Here is a 20367-nt window from a genome sequence, read left to right as displayed (position 1 = left end):
CTCACGGTAACGGCCGGCGGGGTCCGCTCCCCACCGGCCGTCGGGGCCGTACCGTCAGCGTGCCGTGCCGGGCGGAAGCGCACCGTACGTCTCGTCGTAGTAGCCACCGAGCTGATCCCGGTAGCTCGGGTCGCTGTGGCTGGTCTCGTCGTACTCCGGGGCGGCCTTGATCTGGTCCCGGGTCCGGTCGACGGAGACGGTGCGCTGGTCGTGGTCGACCTGATTGACGGTGCCGGCCGGCAACATCACCTTCTTGCCGAAGATCCAGGGACCGGTGTCCACGACCAGGTAGCTGCCGCCCACCTCGTGGCTGGCGCTGTCGATCTTGCCGATTCCACCGTCGGTGGCCTCGACCTTGTAGCCGACCAGGTCGACGTCGGCCACGCCGGCCTGGTCCCGGTAGCGCCAGGGGTCGAACGTGCCGGCCGGCGCGCCACCGGGCACCGTGCCCTGGTCGCCGCCGCGCAGCGGGTCCGGCCCGGCGTGGGTGGCGTGCGGATCGATCCTGTCCATGCCGTTCACTCCTGACTGTCACCGATCAACTCACGTCTCCGCAGGAGCTACCCGGCCGTCGGGGGCCGGAAACGGGGACAGGCGCGGCACGGCGACGGGCCGGAGCGCGGGTCGGCAGGGGCCGAGGCAGCGAGGTGCGGCATCGGCACGTCGGGACGTACGTGATCAGGCCAGTGCGGCCTCGGCGTCCAGGGTGACCGCGGCGGCGTGCACCACGGCGGAGATCCGCAGGGCCTCGTGCAGCTGCTCGCCGGTGAAGCCGCTGCCGCGCAGCTTCTTCTCGTGCAACTCCAGGCACACCCCACAGCCAGGGATGGCCGACACGGCGAAACACCAGAGCTCGAAGTCGCCCTTGTCCACCCCCGGCCTCGCGATGATCTGCATCCGCAGTCGGGCCGGCATCGAGGCGTACTGCTCGTCGCCGATCAGGTGCTTGGCCCGGTAGTAGATGTTGTTCATCGCCATGATCGCCGCAGCGCCCTTGGCCGCCTCGACACCCTCCGGCCCGAGGTGCCCGAGCGCCTCGGCCGCGATCTCCCGCAGCACCAACGGGTTGCGGGCGGTCACCGCACAGGCCAGCGCGGTGCCCCAGGTCTGTGCCGGGGTCAACGCCGAGGAGCCGACGGTGGAGCCCAGGTTGAGCCTGATGTCCTTGGCGTACTCCGGCAGGGCTGCCTTGATCGCGTCCAGGCCCATGGTCAGACTCCAGCGGCGGGGGTCTCGTCGGCGATCTCCGTCGGGCTGATGGAGGTGAAATCCATCGGCCCGACGAAGACCACACACCACGTGCCCTCGTGGGACGTGTGGTTGATCGTCCTGGACGCGTTGGTGGCGCCCAGCGATACGCAGGCGGCGAGTCCGTGCTCAGGTAAGCGGTCACTGACGGTGAGCACAGGTCCTCCTTGCAGACGGCACGGTGGCCATCATCGGATCCGCTCCAGATGCTTCCGCATGGCTGTTTCCCCCGATGAGTGGCCCGGTGGCTTGTGAAGCCGATCACGAGCGGTGGTCAGGGGTGAAAGAACCCTCCGTCACCATCCCGCTATGTGGATTGGTCCTCCCAAATTCGGGGGAGGAGTGGCAGAGTGGCCACCGTGACCAGTACCGCCCTGATTATTGCGACCTAGCGCGCCGGCTCTCCCCTCTGCCGAGCGCGCAGACCTCCCGCATCCGCGGGAGGTCTTTTTGTTGCTCCGAGAAAGGATCCTGATGACGTTCCAGGTCTTCGACACCACGTTGCGCGACGGCGCTCAGCGCGAGGGGCTCACCTACTCGGTGGTCGACAAGCTGGCTGTGGCCCGGCTGCTCGACGAGTTCGGCGTCGGCTTCATCGAGGGCGGCTGGCCGGGCGCGGTGCCCAAGGACACCGAGTTCTTCCGCCGCGCCCGCACCGAGCTGGACCTGCGGCACGCCGTACTCGTCGCGTTCGGCGCCACCCGCAAGGCCGGCGTTGCGGTCGCGGACGACCCCCAGGTGCGCGCCCTGCTGGACGCGCAGACCCCGGCCGTGGCCCTGGTCGCCAAGGCCGACACCCGGCACGTCGAACGCGCGCTGCGCACCACCGGCGCGGAGAACCTCGCGATGATCCACGACACCGTCAACCACCTCGTCCGCGAGGGTCGACGGGTCTTCGTCGACGGCGAACACTTCTTCGACGGCTACCGGCACGACCCCGCGTACGGCGCTGCCGTGGTGCAGACCGCGCTCGCCGCCGGCGCCGAGCGGATGGTGCTCTGCGACACCAACGGCGGCATGCTGCCGTCCCAGGTGACCGCCGTGATCCAAGACCTGACGAACAGGCTGGGGATCGACGCCGGGCTGCTCGGAATGCACGCCCAGAACGACACCGCCTGCGCGGTTGCCAACACGATCGCCGCCGTGGAGGCGGGCGTCCGCCACGTGCAGGGCACCGCCAACGGGTACGGCGAACGCCCGGGCAACGCGGACATCTTCGCGGTCGTCGCCAACCTCCAACTCAAGCTCGGCATGCCCGTCCTACCGGAGGGCTGCCTGGCGCAGATGGTGCGGGTCTCGCACGCCATCGCCGAGATCGCCAACATCGCCCCCGACACCCACCAGGCGTACGCCGGGGCCGCTGCCTTCGCCCACAAGGCGGGGTTGCACGCGAGCGCGATCAAGGTCGACCCGTTGCTCTACAACCACGTGGACCCGTCGGTGGTGGGCAACGACATGCGGATCCTGGTCACCGAGATGGCCGGTCGGGCCAGCGTCGAGCTCAAGAGTCGTGAGCTCGGCCTGGACCTGGCCGGCAGCCCGGACGCCCTGACCCGGGTCACCAAGCGGGTCAAGGAGCTGGAGGCGGGTGGCTGGTCCTTCGAGGCGGCCGATGCCTCCTTCGAGCTGCTGGTCCGCTCCGAGCTGCCGGAGGGCAGCCCGGCCCGACCGTTCACCCTGGAGTCGTACCGGGTGTTGGTCGAGCACCGCGAGGACGGCGCGGTGGTCTCCGAGGCGACCGTCAAGATCCGGGTTCGCGGTGAGCGGGTGATCGCCACCGCCGAGGGCAACGGCCCGGTCAACGCCCTCGACGAGGCGCTGCGGGTGGGGCTGGCGCGGCACTATCCGCAGCTGCGCGACTTCGAGTTGGCCGACTACAAGGTGCGCATCCTGGAGGGCAGCCACGGCACCGGCGCGGTCACCCGGGTCCTGCTGGAAACCTCCGACGGCGGTGGCCGGGACTGGACCACGGTAGGCGTCCACCCCAACGTGGTCGAGGCCAGCTGGCACGCCCTGGTAGACGCCCTCACCTACGGCCTGGCCCCCACCTCCGTCTAACCCCCACCCCCACCCCCACCCCACCCCCACCCCACCCCCCACTCTCGCGATCTTGCACTTTGTGTCGACGGTATGCGGCTTTTGCCGCTGATGCCGGGACAGTAAATGCAAGATCCACGGGGTGGGGTGGGGGGTGGAGCGGGGTGGGGTGGGTTACGGGGTGGGGTGGGTTACGGGGTGGGGAGGGTGAGGGTGGCTTGGACGGGGCGGTGGTCGCTGCCGGGTAGGGCGAACACCCGCACCGAGTGGACCGCTATCCGGTGGTCGACCAGAACGTGGTCGATGGTGACGGGTGGGATGAGGTCGCCGTCGTACGGACCCCAGGTGCCGGTCAGGCCCTCTCCGGTGGCGTCGGCGGCGTCGACGTAACCGCTGCGCAGCAGGGCCCGCAGTGGACTGTGGTCGAGGGTCGCGTTGAAATCCCCGGCGAGGATTCGCAGGCCACCGTCCGGGGTGGCCGGTGGTTGGGCGGTCAGGTCGGCACGCCAGGCACCGACCTGGTCCAGCGCGTACGGCGCCGAGGGGTGGGCCGACTCGACGCGGACCGGAGGCCCGCCGGGGACAGACACCGTCGCGTACGCCTGGCTGAAACCCCAGCCGTCGAGGTTGCGCCGGACGCCGCCGTCGCTGATCGGCCACCGCGAGTAGAGCCCGGAGCCGGTGGTGCCGACCTCCGGGTTGAGCTGCCGGTGCGGCAGCAGCGTGGACAGGCCGAGCTGATCCAGGGCGGCCTGCGCGTCCGGCGTGAACTCCTGCACGGTGAGCACGTCCACCTGGTGTCGCCGGACCAGCTCCACCAGTGTCCGCGCGTCGCCGGCGCCGGCGAGCAGATTGGCGGTGAGGAGCCGCACGGTCGGTCCGGCCGCCGCCGGCTGCGGGTTGGCCAGCGCCCGAGGGGCGACGGTGCCGAGCAACGCCATCGCAGCCAGGGCCGCGAGCGCCGCCGGCCACCAGCGCCGCAGGGTGAGCGCGAGGGCCAGGACCAGCACGCTGGCGCCCGCGACGTACGGCGTGAAGGCGAGCGCCTGCACCAACGGCCCCCGGTCCAGGCCGAGCAGTCGGGCGGCCGCCCAGAGGGCGGTGGGTACGACGGCAAGCCAGCAGAGCGCCGTACCGAGCCGAGCGTTCCGGTGCGCGGGTGGAGCGTCGATGATCACGACGATGATCGTAGTCGGGCCCGGAGAACCCATTTCATGAATGGTGATGCGCTCACATTTCACAATTATCTGACGGTTGGTTGACACCCTGGAAAAGCGAGATCAACTATTGACTGGCGGCTTTTTCTGGTGCTACGTTCCATCTGGCTTAAACGACGCAACTCTGAGTAGTAATCGCAGCTCAGGGGGGATGCGGATTGCTAGAGAATCAATCTCGTCGGGTGTGGGCGAGGCAGCTTTCTTCCGCCCGGCTGTCGTCGTACGCCATTTTTATGGGCAGTTATCCGTCCCGCCCCGCGGGTCGGCCGAATTCGCACGGTCACACAAGGGGGACCTGTCATGAGAACATCCTTCCGACGCAAGGCGGCAGCGGTCACGTTCGCCGTCCTGGCACTCAGTTTGGCCGGCGGGGGCATCGCTATCGCCCAGCCGTCGGCGAAGGCGCCGCAGGAGGCCGCCCAACCGGCGGCACGCGACACGAACGCCCAGCCTCCGGTCACCGCCGAGTCGGCGCGCAAGGCCAAGGCTGCGCTGAAGGCGGGTGCGGCCACCACGCTGGTGGCCACCAACGCCTTCACCGTCGTCAACTCCAACGGCACCAAGGCGCGCGGCACCGGCACCGTGATCAAGTACGGCCCCGGCCAGTACGAGGTGCAGTTCGGCTACACCGTCTCGGCCGGTGCCTTCCTGGCCACCATCTCGCGGTCCGACGCCTGCTGCATTCCGCCGGCTGGCGAGGTCTCGGTGGCTCCGCGGCTGAGCACGCCCAACGCGGTCTTCGTGCAGACCCGCAACTCGGCCGGGACCCCGGCTGACCTGGGCTTCACCCTGCTCACCCACACGCCCTGACCGAACCGACACCCGGCCCCCGTCGCCCACGGCGACGGGGGCCGGACCTTGTCCACTCAGCGCGGGACTCGCCGGCTGCACCTCGGCCAGCCGGGTCCGGGCATTGATCGACTCGGGTTTCGGGAAGTCGGTGTGTCCGGGGACCCGGGATACCCCGATTTCCGTGAACGCGAGTGGATCACGTAGGCGTCCTTCACCGGCTCGCCCGTCGGACTCTCCGTGGCCGGTCGCTTGATGGTGTGCGTCCTTTGACCCGGCTCGCGCCGATCGGCGCTCCCTGGCCGGTCGCTTGCCGGTTGGTCACTCCTCGGCAGACTCGCGGCGGTCGTCACCCTTCCGCGCGGCTCATCCCCATTCCGCCCACTCCGGGCCGGTCCGGGCCGCACAATCCCACGTTTGCCGAGCCTGTGCCCGGGAAGCAAGCACCGTGACGGACATCTCGGACACCCTGGCCAGCATGCCCAGCCCGGTCGATCCGGAGCCGACCGGCATCGAGCTGGAACAGACCCTCTTCGAGGTCAAACGCGTGATCGTCGGGCAGGATCGCCTCGTCGAACGCCTGCTCACCGCCCTGGTCGCCAACGGACACTGCCTCCTGGAGGGGGTACCCGGCGTGGCCAAGACACTGGCCGCGCAGACCCTCGCGACAGTGGTCGGCGGCACCTTCTCCCGGATTCAGTTCACCCCGGACCTGGTGCCCTCCGACATCGTCGGCACCCGGATCTACCGGGCGTCCAAGGAGACCTTCGACATCGAACTGGGGCCGATCATGGCCAACCTGGTGCTGGCCGACGAGATCAACCGGGCCCCGGCCAAGGTCCAGTCGGCGCTACTGGAGGCGATGGCCGAACGGCAGGTCTCGATCGGCGGGCGCAGCTGGCCGGTGCCGGAGCCGTTCCTGGTGCTGGCCACTCAGAACCCGATCGAGTCCGAGGGGGTCTACCAACTCCCGGAGGCACAGCGTGACCGGTTCCTGATGAAGGTGGTGGTCGACTACCCCAGCGACGCCGACGAACTGGCCATCCTCTACCGGATGAGCACCGACCGGCCGACCCCGCGCCAGGTGCTCGACGCGCAACGGCTGCGGGACCTCCAGATCCAGGCCGAGCGGGTCTTCGTCCACCACGCGTTGGCCGAGTACGTGGTGCGGCTCATCCTCGCCACCCGCGACCCGGGCCGGTTCGGGCTGCCCGAGATCGCCCCACTGTTGGCGTACGGTGCCAGCCCCAGGGCCACCCTGGGCCTGGTCGCGGCCGCCCGGGCGCAGGCCCTGCTGCGAGGGCGGGAGTACGTGCTGCCCGAGGACGTCCGTGAGCTTGCCGTCGACGTCCTCGCCCACCGGCTGGTGCTCTCCTTCGACGCGGTGGCCGACGGAGTGTCGGCCGAGAGCGTGGTGCGACGGCTCGTCGAGGCGGTGCCGCCGCCCCGGCTGGCCAGCGGACACCCGCAGCAGACACCGGATCTGGCGGCGGCATGAGACGCGCCACCGTCGCGCCCGCCGACCCCGGCCTGGCCGAGCTGGCCCCGGACCAGCGCCTGCGCCGCCTGGAGCTGACCGTCACGCGCCGACTCAACGGCCTGCTGCACGGCCAGTACCGTGGTCTGCTGCCCGGTCCTGGCAGTGAACCCTCCGGCAGTCGCGAATACCGGCCGGGCGAGGACGAGGTCCGCCGGATGGACTGGGCGGTGACCGCCCGGACCGCCGTGCCGCACGTCCGGCAGGTCGACGCCGACCGGGAACTGACCACCTGGCTGCTCGTAGACGGCAGCGCCAGCATGGAGTTCGGCACCGCCGAGCTGGACAAACGGGAACTGGCGGTGGCCGCCGTCGCGGCGGTCGGCTTCCTGACCGCGGGCGTTGGCAACCGCCTCGGCGCACAGGTGCTGCGCGCCGACGGGGTACGCCGCTTCCCGGCCCGCAGCGGGCGTACCCATCTGCTTGCCCTGCTCCGCGCGCTGCTCGCCGCTCCCCGGGCCACCGCGCCCACCGACCGGCCGGGGCGCGGGTCGGCGGCCCGACCGCCCGATCTGGCCGACGGCCTCGACGCGCTGCACCGGATCGCCAACCGGCGTGGGCTGGTCGTGGTGGTCTCCGACTTCCTCGACGGCCTGCCCGACGACCCCGGCCAGACAGCACCCTGGGAGCGGACCATGCGCCGGCTGGCCGTCCGGCACCAGGTGCTGGCGATCGAGGTGACCGACCCGCGTGAGCTGGAACTACCTGACGTCGGCCTGATCACGCTCGTCGACCCGGAGACCGGTAGGCACCGTGAGGTGTGCACATCGGACCGTGGGCTGCGCGAGCGGTACGCCGAGGCCGCCGCCGCCCAGCGCGAACAGGTCCACCAGGCGCTGCGCCGCAGCGGGGCCACCCATCTGCCGCTGCGCACCGACGGCGACTGGAGCGCTGACATCGTCCGGCACGTGCACGCCCAACGTCGGCTGGCCGCCGCGCCGGTCGGCCGGCCCCGGGGAGGTGCCGCGTGATCTGGCAGTCGCCGCTGCGGCTCTGGCTGCTGCTCGGCGTGCTCGCCCTGGTCGTCGCGTACCTGGTGATGCAGCGACGACGCAGCCGGTACGCGGTCCGCTTCACCAACCTGCGGCTGCTGGACCGGGTGGCACCGGAGCGGCCCGCCTGGCGTCGGCACGTACCGGCCGGGCTCTTCCTGGCCATGCTGGCGCTGCTCGTGGTCGGCTTCGCCCGACCGAGCGCCGAGGTCCGGGTGCCCCGGGAACGGGCCACGGTGATGGTGGCGGTGGACGTCTCCACGTCGATGCTCGCCACCGACGTCGAACCGGACCGGTTGGCCGCGGCGAAGGAGGCCGCCCGGCGCTTCGTCGAGGGCCTGCCCGACGAGTTCAACGTGGGTCTCGTCGCGTTCGCCGGCAGTGCCGCCGTGCTGGTGCCCCCGGGCACCGACCGGGACGCCCTCGACGAGGGGATCGACCGGCTCGCCGAGGGCATCACCGGTGTCCAGGGCACCGCGATCGGCGAGGCCATCAACACCTCGCTCGGCGCGGTCAAGAGCCTGGACAGCGAGGCCGCGAAGGAGACCCCACCCGCTCGGGTCATCCTGCTCTCCGACGGTGCCAACACCTCCGGGATGGACCCGATGGAGGCGGCCGCGGAAGCGGTGAAGGCGGAGGTGCCGGTGCACTCGATCTCGTTCGGTACCCCGTCCGGGTTCGTCGACCGAGGCGGACGGCCCATCCAGGTGCCGGTGGACGGACAGACCCTCAAGGCGGTCGCCGAGGAGACCGGCGGCATCTTCCACGAGGCCAGCACCACCGACGAGCTGCGGGCCGTCTACGACGACATCGGCAGTTCGGTCGGCTACCGCACCGAGCGGCAGGACATCTCGGCCCGGTTCATCGGCCTCGGACTGGTGTTCGCGATGGGTGCCGCCGCCGGCTCGATGCGCTGGTTCTCCCGGCTGCCCTGACCGCCGCGCACAACCGACGTCGACAGTGAGGAGTACGCATGGCAGTGCAGACCGGACTGGGCGAACCGCGCGGTCCCTGGTTCATCTCACCGGAACTCGACCCGGACGGGCGCGGGTGGTGGGACGCGCCCGAGCGCGACCCGGGCGGGCGACGGCCCGGGCGGCTGCTCGCCGTGTTGGCCGTGGTGGCGGTCTCGGCCGTCTCCGGTGCTCTCGCCGGCGGTGTGGTGGCCAGCCGGGACGGGGCTGGGGGCCCGGCTGCGGCGTCCGCCGCCCCGGTGCCGGCCGAGCTGGTCACCGCGGCCGAGCGGACCGTACCCGGGGTGGTGTCGGTGCTGGCCGGCGGCGCGACCAGTGGGTCCGCGACCGGCTCCGGCTTCGCCGTGGACGACCAGCAGCATCTGATCACCAACGACCACATCCTGGCCAAGGGCGGTGGCGGGCCGGTGACAGTGGAGCTGCCCGACGGCCGCAGGTTCGCCGCCGAGGTGGTCGGACGGGAGCCGCGCAGCGACCTGGCGGTGCTGAAGGTGCCGGCATCGGCCGGTCTCACCCCGCTGCCCCTGGCCAAGCCGGGTGCGACCCGGGTCGGTGAGCCGGTGCTCGCGGTGGGGTCGCCGCTCGGTCTGACCGGAACGGTCACCGCGGGCATCGTCAGCGCGCTCGACCGGCAGGTGCGGCTCGGCAACAACCGGCACAGCGCGGTGCAGACGGATGCGTCCATCAACCCCGGCAACTCCGGTGGGCCACTGGTCAACGCGCGCGGGGAGGTGGTCGGGGTGAACACCGCCATCGCCACCATCGACGGAAACGGCTCGATCGGCATCGGGTTCGCCATCCCGATCGACCAGGTGCAGCAGACCGCCGACACGATCATCGGCAAGGGCGGCTGAGCTGCCCGAACGCCCTGACGGGGGCCGCCACTGTCGGATATCCGGCCCGACGGCATCGGACCATGGAAATATTACGTTCGGTATGGATACTGGCGGAGGTGGAGCGTCCTCTTCTCACGGTCCTCCTGCTGGTGGGCCTGGTCATCGGATGTGCAGTGGGGTCGGCGTACGCCCGGGCACGACGTGGGTGGAACGATTACCAGACCGTCAAGAAATCGGTGCCAGGCGCCCGCCGGGGCGCCTGGTCGCTGATCCGCGGCGTCGTCGTGAAGGCCGCGGTGATCGGGGTGCTCCTCTTCGGCGCGGTGGCGTACGCGGCCGTCGGCTCCGACGAGGAGAGCGCCGGGCCGGCGCCCACCCAGTCCCCGACGCGGAGTGAGCCTCCGCACCGATGACCCCTGGCGGGTCGTCGCGGGTTAGCCTCGGAGCGTGGACGACGGACTGCGGGTGACCGACCGGTGGGTCGTCCCCGCCGGGGAGCTACGGGAGCGCTTCTCCCGCTCGTCGGGGCCGGGCGGGCAGGGTGTGAACACCGCGGACTCCCGGGTCGAGCTGAGCTACGACGTGGCCAACTCGCCGGCCGTGCCCGAGTGGCTGCGACCGCGGGCGCTGGCCCGGCTGGCCAACCGCCTCGTCGACGGGGTGCTGACGATCGCCGCCAGCGAGCACCGGGCCCAGCTGGCCAACCGGGAGGCGGCCCGGGCACGGATGACCGCCCTGCTGCGGGAGGCCGCCGCGCCGCCACCGCCGGCCCGCCGGGCGACCCGCCCGTCCCGCGGGGCCAAGGAACGCCGGCTCGCCGAGAAGAAACGCCAGTCCCAGCGCAAACGGGACCGCCGCGCCGACGACGACTGATCCGGCTAGTCCGGGACGGCGGCGAGCAGCCGGTCGCGCAGCACGGCGGCCCGCTCGGCGAACCCGCGCTGGGCTGCCGCGTACTCCGCCCGGCCGTCCGGGGTCTCCACCCGCACCGGCGGGTAGCCGAGTGCCGCCAGGTCGTACGGGCTGGCCCGCATGTCCAGCGTGCGGATGTCCCGGGCCAGGTCGAACGCGTCGGCCACCAGCTCCGAGGGGACCAACGGCGACAACTTGTACGCCCACTTGTACAGATCCATGTTGGCGTGCAGGCAGCCCGGCTGCTCGTGCGCGTGCTGCGTCTCCCGGGTCGGGGTGAGCAGGTTCAACGGGCGGGCCGGCGGGGTGAAGAACCGGAACGCGTCGAAGTGGCTGCACCGCACGCCCCGCTCCTCGACGACCTCGGCGGTGCGTTCCGCGCTGAGCCGCAGCGGCCAGGCGTTGTGCCGCAACTCCTCCCGGGTCTGCCGGTAGACCATCGCCCACTCGTGCATCCCGAAGCAGCCGAAGTGCGCCGCACGTCCACGCGTCGCCACCAGGAGGGAGCGGATCCAGGCGATCGACTCGCCGCGCCGGGCGCGTACCCCCTCGGTGTCGAGGGTGACCCCGGCGGTGCCGGCGCGGTAGTCGCGGCCGAACTCGGCCGGATCGGCGTCGCGCAGCTCGACCCCGGGCCCCGGATGCCAGCGCCGCAGCTGGGCCGGGCGGTGCGAGTAGTAGGTGAACAGGAAATCGGCCACCGGATGCCGCTCACCGCGTCGTCGCCGGGCCAGGTGCGGGGTCAGCCAGACGTCCACCCGCTCCTCGTGGGCCCGTCGGCGGGCCTGCCACTGCGTCGCGTCGAGCACGGCGGGGGCGAGGGCGGCGGTCACGCACCCCAGGGTACGACCGCCGCCCGCACACCGGTCAGGGCATCTGCACTCGGACTCCGGCGGAGAACACCCCGCTGCGCAGCTCCAGCTGCTGGGGCGGGTCCCGCCCGTCGACGGTGAAGACCAGCGGGAGCACCATTCGGGTGCCCGCCGCCATCGGGTCGGCGAAGACGTCCCGACCCAGGTTCGCCGTCCGGGTGGCCGCCTCGTCGGTGCTCACCCAGCGGCCACCCGGCAGGTACGCCCGTTGCAGCTCGCTGTGCCAGGGCTGGTGGTCGCCGGTGACGTTGCGCACACCCACTGTGGCCTGGCAGCGTCGTCCGTTGGCCGGTGCGGCACCGCCGCCGTCGGCCTTCCCGGCGGTGCCGGGCGCGCCGCAGGTCATCCGGTACACGGTGAACTCGAACGCCGACTCGCGCAGCGGCACGCCCAGCGACCCGTTGACCCCGGTGCCCACCCACGCGCCGCTGGTGGGCTGCTTCTGCGTGTCGATCGCCGCGACCTGCCGGGTCGCCGTCCAACCCGCGGTGCCGACCACACCGGCCAGCACCACGACGGCGGCGCCCACCAACATCCAGACCGGCGGGGTACGCCGACGCCGCACCGGACTCGGGGCTGCCGGGCGTGGGTAGACCGTCCCGCGGCCACCCTCGCCGCCGCCGGTGGAGAGTGCGGCAGCTGTCACCCGCCGCCCGCGCCGACGTCGCCACACCCACACCAGGGCGGCGCTGATCAGCAGCAGGACCGCCAGTCCGGCGAGCAGCACCGGGTAGCGGCGCCACGGCGGTGCCTCGGTCACCTCGGCCGCCGGTGCCGCTGCCGCCTGCCAGGTGGCAGTGGCGCAGTCGTACGGCCGGCTGCCGTCACTGGTGAACGCGCACGTCGGCGCGGTCAGCGGCCGGCCCGGCGCGGTCGCCGCGAGCGCGGTGCCCAGGGTGGTGGTGCTGTGCGCGGGCAGCCGCAACCGCCAGGTCACCTCGGTGGCCGATCCGCCGGCCGGGGTGGACCGGCCACCACCGCTGATCGCGGTGGTCGACGAGCCGGGCGGCAGTTCCTGACGCACGGTGGTCTCCAGCGGCGAGTTGCTCACGTTGCGCACCTGGATCCGGTACCTCGGTGCCGGGGTGCTCTCCGTCGCGACCGCCACCGTGACCTGTTGCGGGGGCGCCGACGCCGGTGCCCGGGTCGGTGGTGCCATCGCCGGTGGCGCCGAGGGCGGGGTGGGCTCGGTCACCCGCGCGACCATCGCCACCGGCGGCCGGGTTCCCGCTGGTGCTGGCGTGGCGGCCGGTGGTGGCGCGGTCGCCGTCGGTTGTGGCGTGGCGGCCGGTGGTCGTGGCGCGGCCGCCGCCTCCGGAGCCGCCGACGGCAGGGCCGGCACGGCGGCGAGGATGCCGAGGCAGTGCACGAACACTGCGAGGGCTCTGTGGTGTCGTGTCGATGCAGGCATACGAACGAACCTCCGGAGCCGACGCTAGGGGCGAGCCGCCACCGTGCGGGTACGAAGTCGAGAAGCCAGCCCCGGTCACCTCCGGCTCCGGTAGGGTGCCGCGCACTGACGGGTTGAGCACACCCGACTGCCGGTCCTGGCCGGTTGGGGCGTCGGCGGCGCTAGATTGGCCGGGTGCGTATCGCTCGTTTCGCCCATGCCAAGGGAATGTCGTTCGGTGCCGTCGAAGGCGAAGCGGAGGCCGGGCCGCAGGGCCTGACCATCGCCGAGATCGAGGGCCACCCGTTCGGCAATCTCTCCTTCAGCGGGGCCCGCTGGGCCCTCTCCGACGTCCGGCTGCTCTCGCCGATCCTGCCCAGCAAGGTCGTCTGCGTCGGCCGCAACTACGCCGACCACGCCGCCGAGCTCGGCAACGAGGTGCCCAAGGAGCCGCTGCTCTTCCTCAAGCCGTCCACCTCGGTGATCGGCCCCCGGGACGCCATCCGGCTGCCGATCTTCTCCAAGCAGGTCGAGCACGAGGCGGAGCTGGCGGTCGTGATCGGCGCGCCGGGTGCGCGCCGTGCCGACCGCGCTGCCGCCGAACGCGCCATCTTCGGCTACACCTGCGCCAACGATGTCACCGCTCGGGACCTCCAGCGTTCGGACGGGCAGTGGACCCGGGCCAAGGGCTTCGACTCGTTCTGCCCGATCGGCCCGTGGATCACCACCGGGCTGGACGTCTCCGACCTGGAGATCCGGTGTGAGGTGGGTCGCAACCCGGAGGAGATGGAGGTGCGCCAACTCGGCCGGACGAAGGACATGGTCTTCGACGTGCCGGGTCTGGTGTCGTACATCTCGCACGTGATGACTCTGCTGCCCGGCGACGTCGTTCTCACCGGCACTCCAGCCGGGGTTAGCCCGCTTGTCGAGGGGGATACCGTCACCGTGCGGATCGACGGCATCGGCGAGCTCACCAACCCGGTGGTGCCCGTCGCCTGATCCGTCTGATGCCCCTGTTTCCGCAGCTCACGAGTGGTTCGGGGGGATCGGATTTGGCCTGCCGGCACCGGGAGGGTAAAGTTCACTCCCGGCGCCGCAAGGGGCCAATGGGGTATGGGGTAATTGGCAGCCCGACTGATTCTGGTTCAGTTAGTCTAGGTTCGAGTCCTGGTACCCCAGCGCTGCTGGAATTCGCGAGAATTTCCAGACGCTGGATTCTGACGGAGTTCGACTCCGCCCCTTCGGGGGCGGAGGGTGGTCTTCGGTAGAGTGCAGCTCCTCCACCGCTAAGGTGGGGGAGCAAAAGTTGTTCTGGCCCCGTCGTCTAGCGGCCCAGGACGCCGCCCTCTCAAGGCGGTAGCGCCGGTTCGAATCCGGTCGGGGCTACAGCGTGCGCAGCCCGTCTCACCTCGTGAGGCGGGCTGTTTCGTGTCCGCCGCCGGGCCCGTTCCGGCCCCCGTCGGGCCCTCAAGTGACAGCGCACCCCGCGCTCATGCCCGGGTACGGTGCCGCTAGACTACATTCGCACCGCCCGCGAGGGTGGTGAACGGAAAAGTTCTGGCCCCGTCGTCTAGCGGCCCAGGACGCCGCCCTCTCAAGGCGGTAGCGCCGGTTCGAATCCGGTCGGGGCTACAACCAAAGGCTCGTCACGCAAAGCGTGACGAGCCTTTCTCGTTGCCCCACAACCCCTGCCCACATCCGCGTTGATCATGAAGTTGGTGCCCACGCCCCGCCGAGGTCGATGGCAACAACTTCATGATCAACGCGGAGCGGGGCGGGAGCCGGGGCGGGGGTTAGAGGCCGGATAGGCGTTGACCGGCTCTTACTACGGCCATGGCGTGGCGTTCGCCGGGACGGCGGCCCAGGCGCTCGATCGGGCCGGAGATGCTGACCGAGGCGATGACCCGGCCGGTGCGGTCGCGGATCGGGGCGGAGACGCTCGCCACACCGGCCTCCCGCTCGGCGACGCTCTGCGCCCAGCCGCGACGGCGTACCTCGGCGAGGGTGCGGCCGGTGAACTTGCTGCGCGGCAGCAGCGGCATCACCGCCTCCGGCGGCTCCCAGGCGAGCAGGATCTGGGCCGAGGAGCCAGCCGTCATCGGCAGCACCGAGCCGACCGGAACGGTGTCCCGTAGACCGCTGGCGCGTTCCGCCGCCGCCACGCAGATCCGCTCGTCGGCGCGGCGAAGATAGAGCTGCGCGCTCTCACCGGTGGCGTCGCGCAGCGCGGCCAGCAGCGGCTCGGCGGCGGTCAGCAGAACGTCCGGTGCGGCATTGGCCAGCTCGCCCAGTCGGGGGCCGGGCCGCCATCTGCCCTGGGTGTCACGCACCAGCATTCGGTGGATCTCCAGGGCCTGGGCCAGGCGATGTGCTGTGGCCCGGGGCAGCTTGGTGCGTTCGACGAGTTCGGCCAGGCTGGCGCCGTCCACGCAGGCGGCCAGGATGACCACCGCCTTGTCGAGAACGCCGACACCGCTCATACTGTGTCCCACAAGCCGAAACTTACCTCCCAGAATTTAGGATGTCCAGATGGTGGGAGTCACTCCTGAGCCGAGGACCCTGGCCGAGAAGGTCTGGGACGCGCACGTCGTACGGTCCGCCGCTGGTGAGCCGGACCTGCTCTTCATCGACCTGCACCTGCTGCACGAGGTGACCAGCCCGCAGGCGTTCGACGGGCTGCGGCTCGCCGGGCGCCGGGTGCGTCGTACCGACCTGACCCTCGCGACCGAGGACCACAACACCCCGACCGGGTACGCCGACCCGGCGTTCCGCCTCCGCCGTGGTGACCTGCTCACCATCGCGGACCCCACGTCGCGTACGCAGATCGAGACGTTGCGCCGCAACTGCGCCGAGTTCGGGGTGCGACTGCACCCGCTCGGCGACGACAACCAGGGCATCGTGCACGTGATCGGCCCGCAGCTCGGTCTCACCCAGCCGGGCCTGACGATCGTCTGTGGCGACTCGCACACCGCCACCCACGGTGCCTTCGGCGCGCTCGCCTTCGGTATCGGCACCAGCGAGGTGGAGCACGTGCTGGCCACCCAGACGCTGCCGCAGAGCCGGCCGAAGACGATGGCAGTGAACGTTACCGGCCAGCTGGCGCCCGGCGTGACCGCCAAGGACCTGGTGCTCGCGCTGATCACGCAGGTCGGCACCGGTGGAGGTCGCGGGCACATCGTCGAGTACCGCGGCGAGGCGATCCGCGCCCTCTCCATGGAGGGGCGAATGACCATCGCCAACATGTCCATCGAGTGGGGTGCCAAGGCCGGCATGATCGCGCCGGACGAGACCACCTTCGCGTACCTCAAGGGTCGACCGAACGCGCCGCAGGGCGCGGACTGGGACGCGGCGGTGGCGTGGTGGCGGACGCTGCCCACCGACGAGGGCGCGCGCTTCGACGCCGAGGTGACCCTGGACGCCAGCCAGATCACCCCCTTCGTCACCTGGGGCACCAACCCCGGGCAGGGTGCGCCGCTGAGCGCCCCGGTGCCGGACCCCGAGGAGTTCACCACCGACTCGGAGCGCACCGCTGCCCGCCGGGCCCTGGAGTACATGGACCTGCGCCCCGGCACCCCGCTGCGGGAGCTGCCCATCGACGTCGTCTTCGTGGGGTCGTGCACCAACGGTCGCCTGGAGGACCTACGGGCCGCCGCCGACGTGCTGCGTGGCCACCGGGTCGCCGACGGCGTCCGGATGCTCGTGGTGCCCGGCTCCGCAGCAGTGCGCGAGGCCGCCGAGGCCGAAGGGCTGGACAAGGTCTTCGCCGACGCCGGGGCCGAGTGGCGGTTCGCCGGCTGCTCCATGTGTCTGGGGATGAACCCCGACACGCTGAAGCCGGGCGAGCGCTCCGCCTCCACCTCGAACCGCAACTTCGAGGGCCGTCAGGGCCGGGGTGGGCGTACCCACCTGGTCTCCCCGCCGGTGGCCGCCGCCACCGCCGTGGTCGGCCGGCTGGCCGCCCCCGCCGACCTGTAGAAGGGACCGACGAGATGGACAAGTTCACCACCCACACCGGCACCGCCGTGCCGCTGCGCCGGTCCAACGTGGACACCGATCAGATCATCCCCGCCGTGTACCTCAAGCGGGTGACCCGGACGGGCTTCGCCGACGGACTGTTCAGCGCCTGGCGGGAAGATCCGGCATTCGTGCTCAACGATGAAAGCTATTCCGGGGCGTCGATCCTCATCGCCGGCCCGGAGTTCGGCACCGGCTCCTCCCGGGAGCACGCCGTCTGGGCGCTACGGGACTGGGGCTTCCGTGCCGTGGTGGCCCCGCGCTTCGGTGACATCTTCCGCGGCAACGCCCTCAAGGAGGGTCTGTTGCCGGTCGAGTTGGAATTGAAAGCCGTCGAAGAGTTGTGGGATCTGGTCGAGGCGGATCCGACCTCTGCGGTGACCGTCGACCTGACCGCCCGCCAGCTCCGGGCGGGGGACGCGAGCTGGTCGTTCCCGCTGGACGACTTCAGCCGTTGGCGGCTCCTGGAAGGCCTCGACGACATTGGACTCACCCTCCGCCACGCCGCCGACATCGACTCCTACGAGGCGCGCCGGTTGCCGTTCCTGCCCTCCGTGGCATAGCCGTTAGGCCGCTCGCACAGCGGATTTCACCCCCATCGGGCCATCCGGTGGGGGTGAATCCGTTACGACACAAGGGCTTTTTTCTACCGAATGTTTGTGTCCCGGCAGCACAGGGCATACCGTGCGCGCAGAATGGCTCGCGACGAGTCAGTTGCACAATCGGGAGGAAGTCGTGAACAAGGCCGAGCTCATCGAGGCGCTCGCCGTTCGCCTGGGGGACCGGAAGATGGCGACGGCCGCGCTCGACGCGGTTCTCACCGAGGTCCAGGCGGCGGTCACCAAGGGCGAGAAGGTGGCGATCACCGGATTCGGAGCATTCGAAAAGCGTGTGCGTGGCGCGCGAACAGCGCGCAACCCGCGTACCGGCGAGGCGGTGAAGGTAAAGAAGACGTCAGTCCCGACCTTCCGCCCCGGCGCCGGGTTCAAGGAGATGGTGGCCAGCGGCAAGGTGCCGAAGGCCACGGTGGCGACGAAGAAGGCCACCACCAGCACCGCCACGGCCAAGGCGGCGGGCACAAAGGCGGCCACCGCGAAGGCGGCGGGCACCAAGGCGACCACGGCGAAGGCGGCCAGCAAGAAGACCGCCCCGGCCAAGGCGAGCAAGACCACCACGGCGGCCAAGACGGCCGCCAGCAAGAAGACCGCCCCGGCCAAGGCGAGCAAGACCACCACGGCGGCCAAGACGGCCGCCAGCAAGAAGACCACCGCGGCGAAGAAGACCACCGCCGCGACCCGGTCGACCGCGGCGAAGAAGACCACCGCGGCGGCGAGCAAGAGCACGGCGGCCAAGAAGGCGCCGGCGAAGAAGGCTCCGGCCAAGAAGGCGGCCAGCAAGCGCTGACCGACCCGTACCGAAAGGGCGTCCACCCGTGGGTGGGCGCCCTTTCGGCGTACCGGGACGGCTTTTCGGCGTACGGGGACCGTTGACCGGGTTGGCTCGCTCGCGCAGAATCGCCGTGCCGGCCACCCCTGGGCCGGCCCGCCGACGGGAAATGGGGCGCCGGTGCGCTACCGCCAGCTCACCACCGGCACGCTCGCGCTGGGCGTGCTCCTCCTCATCGACGTGCTGCGGGTCTGGCTGCCCGGCATCATCACCATCTTCGGTCAGGCGGCGTCCACCCCCGCCGAGCTGATGGGGGCGTTCGCCCTCGGCTGGTTCGTGCTCGCGATGGGGGCACCCGCCGTGGTCCGCCGGGTCGGAGCCCGCCCGGTCACTGTCGTGGCCGCTGTCGCGCTCGCCGTCGCCCGGCTCGCGCTCACCGCCGCCCCGGGCGGGCGTACGCAACTCTGGTTGGCCACCGCCGGGTTGCTCGCCGGGCTGGTCTGGCTGGTCGGCGTCGCCGCCGACACCGACCGCCCGGTCCCGGGGCTGGCGTTGGGGTTCGCTGTCAACGCGGCCCTGCACGCGGTGCTGGACACCGTCGACCTGGTCTGGCGGGGGGACTGGGTGGCCTGGCTGCTCAGCGCCGTCGCGGTGGCGGTGTTCCTGGCCGGCACGGCGCAACCCGGCAAGCGCGGCGGTGCAGGTGACGCCCTCACTGGCCCCGTTGACGCCCCTGCCGGCCCCGCTGACGCCCCTGCCGGCCCCGCTGACGCCCCTGCCGGCCCTGGTGGTGGCCGGGCCTGGCTGCTGGCCGGGCCGGCGCTGCTGCTGGCCGGAATGGTGGCGCTCTCTCCTGCGCTGGCCCGAACCGGGATGTCGTACCTGGTCGCCGGGGACGGGGTGGCTCGTTCGCCGCTGTTCGGCCTGGCGCCGGTGCCGGTGGCGGTCGCCGGGTTCCTGTGCGCCGCGTTGATCCGGCCACCTCGCGGGTGGGGCCGAGCGTACGGACCGGTGGCGCTGCTCGCCGGCGCGGTGCTGTTCGCCCTCGACCGGGGCGACCTGCTCCTGCCAGCCATCCTGCTCGCCGCGGTCGGTCTCGGCGCCTGCCTCGCGCTGACCGATGACGCCAGCCAGCCTGCCAGCGACACCGCGAGCGCCGGCACCGGTGCCTCCCGGCGGGGGTACGCGGCCGCCGCCGGGATGCTCGTCTTCGCGCTGGGGGCCGTCGCGTACTACTCGGCCTACGACCTCGGCTACCCCAACGCGGCGGTGCCGGTGGTGGTGGCCGTGCTGATCGCCGCCGTGGCCTTCACCGCCCGCCCCGTCGTCCACCGGCTTCCCGGGCTGTTTCCGCCGCTCCGGGCCGCCGCTGCGGTCATCGCGCTGGCCCTGCTGGCACCGGTGCTCGCCGACGAGGTGCCGGTGGCCAGCAACCGGGAGGGCCCACCGGAACGGCTGACCGTGGTGGCATACAACATCCGGATGGGGTTCGGGCTGGACGGCCGGTTCGACCTGACCGGCCTCGCCCAGGTCGTCGACCGGCAACGGCCCGACGTGGTGCTGCTCAGCGAGGTGGACCGGGCGTGGCTGCTCAACGGCGGGCACGACACCCTGGACCTGTTGTCAGAGCGGCTCGGTATGCCGTACGTCTTCGGGCCGGCCGCCGATCCGGTCTGGGGTGACGCGGTGCTCAGTCGTTGGCCGGTACGCGATCCGCGGACCCTGCCGCTGGCCGCCGTCGGCGCGCCCACCGGAGCGCAGGCCCTCGCCGTCACGCTGGACCTCGGCGACGGTGTCCGTACCGCCGTGGTCAGCACCCACCTGCAACCGCCGCCCGGCAAGGGCCCGGTGGTCCAGGCCCGCGCGGTCGCCGACTTCGCCACCCGGTACGCGGCGGGTCGGCCGTTGGTGGTGGCGGGTGACCTGAACACCGAGCCGGGCGACGCTGCGTTCGCGGAGTTCACCAAGGCCGGCCTGGTCGACGCGTTGGCCGCCGCCCGACCACTGGCGACCAGCCCGGCGGACGACCCGCGCCAGCAGATCGACCACATCTTCGTCTCGCCCGGCCTGACCCCCGGCGATCCGGTCGCGCCGCGCAGCACGGCCAGCGACCACCTGCCGGTCGCGGTCACAGTGACCCTGCCGCCCCGCTGACCAAGCCGG

General features: G+C 71.7%; 20 protein-coding genes and 3 tRNA genes. 16 read left to right on the top strand and 7 right to left on the bottom strand.

All coding sequences use genetic code 11. The features are described 5' to 3' along the window. Positions 1 to 54: 54 nt before the first annotated feature. The 3 genes from ACIA47_RS28165 to ACIA47_RS28155 form a co-directional block, all read right to left on the bottom strand. Positions 55 to 513: a PRC-barrel domain containing protein gene (locus ACIA47_RS28165; protein ID WP_112582479.1), complete on the bottom strand. Its 459-nt coding sequence runs from the start codon at positions 511 to 513 to the stop codon at positions 55 to 57. Positions 514 to 678: 165 nt separating this feature from the next. Beyond that, positions 679 to 1209, bottom strand: coding sequence for a carboxymuconolactone decarboxylase family protein (locus ACIA47_RS28160; protein WP_396711388.1), 531 nt, complete (start codon positions 1207 to 1209; stop codon positions 679 to 681). A 2-nt stretch (positions 1210 to 1211) separates the two neighbouring features. Continuing rightward, complete coding sequence (locus tag ACIA47_RS28155; protein ID WP_396711387.1) at positions 1212 to 1406, bottom strand: hypothetical protein; 195 nt, start codon at positions 1404 to 1406, stop codon at positions 1212 to 1214. 316 nt (positions 1407 to 1722) lie between these two features. Here ACIA47_RS28155 and cimA point away from each other — a divergent pair, with 316 nt between their 5' ends. Continuing rightward, the gene (cimA, locus tag ACIA47_RS28150; RefSeq protein ID WP_396711386.1) at positions 1723 to 3306 is read left to right on the top strand and encodes a citramalate synthase; all 1584 of its coding nucleotides are present in this window, start codon (positions 1723 to 1725) and stop codon (positions 3304 to 3306) included. Between the two features lie 170 nt (positions 3307 to 3476). Here the strand turns inward: cimA and ACIA47_RS28145 are convergent, their stop codons facing one another. Further along, entirely contained in the window at positions 3477 to 4460 is a 984-nt protein-coding gene (locus tag ACIA47_RS28145) for an endonuclease/exonuclease/phosphatase family protein (RefSeq protein WP_396711401.1), read from the bottom strand. A gap of 342 nt (positions 4461 to 4802) precedes the next feature. On the opposite strand from ACIA47_RS28145, the gene ACIA47_RS28140 reads away from it, so the two are divergent. The 7 genes from ACIA47_RS28140 (at position 4803) to arfB (ending at position 10503) form a co-directional block, all read left to right on the top strand. Then, positions 4803 to 5312 carry a hypothetical protein gene (locus tag ACIA47_RS28140; protein ID WP_396711385.1) on the top strand — a complete coding sequence of 170 codons (510 nt, stop codon included), beginning with the start codon at positions 4803 to 4805 and terminating at the stop codon, positions 5310 to 5312. A gap of 427 nt (positions 5313 to 5739) precedes the next feature. Beyond that, positions 5740 to 6789: an AAA family ATPase gene (locus ACIA47_RS28135; RefSeq protein ID WP_396711384.1), complete on the top strand. Its 1050-nt coding sequence runs from the start codon at positions 5740 to 5742 to the stop codon at positions 6787 to 6789. Continuing rightward, positions 6786 to 7799 carry a DUF58 domain-containing protein gene (locus tag ACIA47_RS28130; RefSeq protein WP_396711383.1) on the top strand — a complete coding sequence of 338 codons (1014 nt, stop codon included), beginning with the start codon at positions 6786 to 6788 and terminating at the stop codon, positions 7797 to 7799. Before ACIA47_RS28135 ends, ACIA47_RS28130 begins: the two co-directional genes overlap by 4 nt. After that, positions 7796 to 8755: a VWA domain-containing protein gene (locus ACIA47_RS28125; RefSeq protein ID WP_396711382.1), complete on the top strand. Its 960-nt coding sequence runs from the start codon at positions 7796 to 7798 to the stop codon at positions 8753 to 8755. Before ACIA47_RS28130 ends, ACIA47_RS28125 begins: the two co-directional genes overlap by 4 nt. 38 nt (positions 8756 to 8793) lie before the next feature. Next, positions 8794 to 9648: a S1C family serine protease gene (locus tag ACIA47_RS28120; protein ID WP_396711381.1), complete on the top strand. Its 855-nt coding sequence runs from the start codon at positions 8794 to 8796 to the stop codon at positions 9646 to 9648. A gap of 98 nt (positions 9649 to 9746) precedes the next feature. Further along, the gene (locus ACIA47_RS28115) at positions 9747 to 10043 is read left to right on the top strand and encodes a hypothetical protein (RefSeq protein ID WP_396711380.1); all 297 of its coding nucleotides are present in this window, start codon (positions 9747 to 9749) and stop codon (positions 10041 to 10043) included. A gap of 34 nt (positions 10044 to 10077) precedes the next feature. Then, positions 10078 to 10503: an alternative ribosome rescue aminoacyl-tRNA hydrolase ArfB gene (gene arfB / locus ACIA47_RS28110; protein WP_091393146.1), complete on the top strand. Its 426-nt coding sequence runs from the start codon at positions 10078 to 10080 to the stop codon at positions 10501 to 10503. A 5-nt stretch (positions 10504 to 10508) separates the two neighbouring features. On the opposite strand, the gene ACIA47_RS28105 is transcribed toward arfB, so the two are convergent. Both ACIA47_RS28105 and ACIA47_RS28100 read right to left on the bottom strand, forming a co-directional pair. Beyond that, the gene (locus ACIA47_RS28105) at positions 10509 to 11375 is read right to left on the bottom strand and encodes a 3-methyladenine DNA glycosylase (RefSeq protein ID WP_396711379.1); all 867 of its coding nucleotides are present in this window, start codon (positions 11373 to 11375) and stop codon (positions 10509 to 10511) included. 34 nt (positions 11376 to 11409) lie between these two features. Beyond that, positions 11410 to 12825, bottom strand: a complete 1416-nt coding sequence (locus tag ACIA47_RS28100; protein ID WP_396711378.1) for a hypothetical protein — start codon at positions 12823 to 12825, stop codon at positions 11410 to 11412. 174 nt (positions 12826 to 12999) lie between these two features. Between ACIA47_RS28100 and ACIA47_RS28095 the strand changes: the two genes are divergently transcribed. The 4 genes from ACIA47_RS28095 (at position 13000) to ACIA47_RS28080 (ending at position 14436) form a co-directional block, all read left to right on the top strand. Next, positions 13000 to 13803, top strand: a complete 804-nt coding sequence (locus ACIA47_RS28095) for a fumarylacetoacetate hydrolase family protein (RefSeq protein ID WP_091393135.1) — start codon at positions 13000 to 13002, stop codon at positions 13801 to 13803. A gap of 108 nt (positions 13804 to 13911) precedes the next feature. Then, positions 13912 to 13983: transfer RNA gene (locus ACIA47_RS28090), tRNA-Gln, on the top strand. Between the two features lie 134 nt (positions 13984 to 14117). Next, positions 14118 to 14190: transfer RNA gene (locus ACIA47_RS28085), tRNA-Glu, on the top strand. A gap of 173 nt (positions 14191 to 14363) precedes the next feature. Beyond that, positions 14364 to 14436 (top strand) — tRNA-Glu (locus ACIA47_RS28080). Between the two features lie 161 nt (positions 14437 to 14597). On the opposite strand, the gene ACIA47_RS28075 is transcribed toward ACIA47_RS28080, so the two are convergent. Then, a complete protein-coding gene (locus tag ACIA47_RS28075) occupies positions 14598 to 15284 on the bottom strand; it encodes an IclR family transcriptional regulator (RefSeq protein WP_091393133.1) in 687 nt (228 codons plus the stop codon). 49 nt (positions 15285 to 15333) lie between these two features. Between ACIA47_RS28075 and leuC the strand changes: the two genes are divergently transcribed. From leuC to ACIA47_RS28055, 4 genes are all read left to right on the top strand, one after another. Next, complete coding sequence (gene leuC, locus ACIA47_RS28070; RefSeq protein ID WP_145786806.1) at positions 15334 to 16779, top strand: 3-isopropylmalate dehydratase large subunit; 1446 nt, start codon at positions 15334 to 15336, stop codon at positions 16777 to 16779. A 14-nt stretch (positions 16780 to 16793) separates the two neighbouring features. Beyond that, complete coding sequence (gene leuD, locus ACIA47_RS28065; protein ID WP_396711377.1) at positions 16794 to 17381, top strand: 3-isopropylmalate dehydratase small subunit; 588 nt, start codon at positions 16794 to 16796, stop codon at positions 17379 to 17381. A 172-nt stretch (positions 17382 to 17553) separates the two neighbouring features. Further along, a complete protein-coding gene (locus tag ACIA47_RS28060; RefSeq protein ID WP_396711376.1) occupies positions 17554 to 18222 on the top strand; it encodes an HU family DNA-binding protein in 669 nt (222 codons plus the stop codon). 162 nt (positions 18223 to 18384) lie between these two features. Continuing rightward, positions 18385 to 20358: an endonuclease/exonuclease/phosphatase family protein gene (locus ACIA47_RS28055; protein ID WP_396711375.1), complete on the top strand. Its 1974-nt coding sequence runs from the start codon at positions 18385 to 18387 to the stop codon at positions 20356 to 20358. Positions 20359 to 20367: the final 9 nt, after the last annotated feature.

The sequence above is a fragment of the Micromonospora sp. NPDC051227 genome (assembly GCF_044455385.1).
Taxonomy (GTDB): Bacteria; Actinomycetota; Actinomycetes; order Mycobacteriales; family Micromonosporaceae; genus Micromonospora.
Note: the sequence above shows the minus strand (reverse complement) of the source record. Positions and strands in the feature narration are given on the sequence as shown.